This window comes from Ureibacillus sp. GCM10028918 (genome assembly GCF_042666115.1).
Classification (GTDB): domain Bacteria; phylum Bacillota; class Bacilli; order Bacillales_A; family Planococcaceae; genus Ureibacillus.
The window spans coordinates 1-1,638 of record NZ_JBHTFK010000019.1 but is presented as its reverse complement, the minus strand read 5'-3'; the positions used below and the strand labels follow the sequence as shown (position 1 = coordinate 1,638).

The window sequence follows — 1,638 nt, the reverse complement described above, 5'->3', positions numbered from 1 at the left end:
GAAGTTAAGCTCTTTAGCGCCGATGGTAGTTGGGGGCTTCCCCCTGTGAGAGTAGGACGTCGCTAGGCAAACGGAAATCGCTGAGTATTCAGCGGTTTTTTTATTTATTATTCAAGCATAATTTGCTCGACTCAGATGATTCTAGTTACAATCTGTCATCGAACTTCGTATCTTACATTGAAAAGTTGCGAGATTATAGCTGCAAAGCTATAAAAAAATTTGTGATGTAAGTTTATACTTTTTTATGTAATAATTACATGTGGAAATGTAAATTGACAGATTATACAAAATGGAAGTGGGAATCATAATGGCAACCGGAACACATACAGTAGTAATTCCAGTAGAAGTACAAACAGTTTGGGATTATGTCAGTGATCTTGAAAAGTGGGCAACAACAGTACCGGCCTATAAAGAACATGAAATCACAAATGAAAGACAATCTGTTTGGACATTTGAAGGTAGTGTGAAAGGTATTAAAAAAACAATAAAAGCGCAAGTAGATATTACCGAATGGAATGAACCTTCTAATATTAAATTTGAACTAAAAGGTCTATCAGATAATTTTACAGGAAGTGGCCACTTTACTGCAGAAGAGATTAATGATAAAACAACAATGACTTGTACCGTGGAAGTTCATGCAGGCGGATTATCAGGTGCCATGCTAACACCATTAATTAAATGGGCTGTTCCAAAAGTTGCATCTCGTTTAACAGAATCTATCGCACGTAAAATTGCTGTATTTTCCTAATTTTCAAGATGGAAATAGCTTGTTTGATAGAGGCTTTCTATGATGCAAAAATGATAACCAATGTAATGATAAAAAACTAATAAGTAATTAGCTGCAGGGGCTGTCAAAAGAGGACAGCCTCTATTTTGGTTATATTACCATATACAAATACTAAAATGGGTATTAACTTCAGCGCTTAATTAAGAAGATGATTATATAGGTTTAAATAACACTATTATCAATCGCTTCCTACATAAGATTCTTGTCTTAGGATTCTAACAAGAAACCTGTACGTAAGTATAAACTAGAGCAACAATCACATCGATGTTCATGTTTGAAAGCTATTAAATATGTTCTGACTTTAGAATTTAATAATAAACCTATATAAATTCTTTAATAACTTGCAATCTATCTATTATGGTGATATATTATTAAATGTCATTGCAAGAGCATCAAATAAGTACTATTAATAATAGGAAGTTATTGACTTTGGTGTTGAGCATTGATATAATATTAATAGTCTTGATTGTGTTGCAACAAAATTCGCAAGAAAATAGTTGACATCGATTATTATATACGATAAACTATTATAGTTGCTTTATTAAAGCAACTAGTAGGTGAAGTTATTGTTGACATAACAATTCATACATGATACTATAATGAAGTCGCTGTCAAAGTGACTCGTTTGAACCTTGAAAACTGAACAACAAAACGTTAATGAAACATAGTTTCTTCTATTAATTTAGAGAAACAAAATCTTGGACATCAAAATTGATGCCAGCAGATGTTTTTTTGAACATTAGTACTAATGTTCAACAGAAATTTGAGCTTTATCAAATTTTCTCTTTTATGGAGAGTTTGATCCTGGCTCAGGACGAACGCTGGCGGCGTGCCTAATACATGCAAGTCGA

Annotated in this window: 1 protein-coding gene and 2 rRNA genes; all 3 read left to right on the top strand. The window is 32.8% G+C overall.

Annotated elements, in window-relative coordinates; all coding sequences use genetic code 11:
• Window positions 1-68, top strand: a 5S ribosomal RNA gene (gene rrf / locus ACFQU5_RS20310); the annotation flags it as partial.
• 239 nt (window positions 69-307) lie between these two features.
• Entirely contained in the window at window positions 308-748 is a 441-nt protein-coding gene (locus ACFQU5_RS15175; protein ID WP_390289483.1) for an SRPBCC family protein, read from the top strand.
• Window positions 749-1,573: 825 nt separating this feature from the next.
• A 16S ribosomal RNA gene (locus ACFQU5_RS15170) occupies window positions 1,574-1,638 on the top strand; the annotation flags it as partial.

Coding starts and splice junctions, on each gene's coding strand:
- ACFQU5_RS15175 (WP_390289483.1), top strand. CDS start 308: ATGGCAACCGGAACACATACAGTAGTAATTCCAGTAGAAGTACAAACA.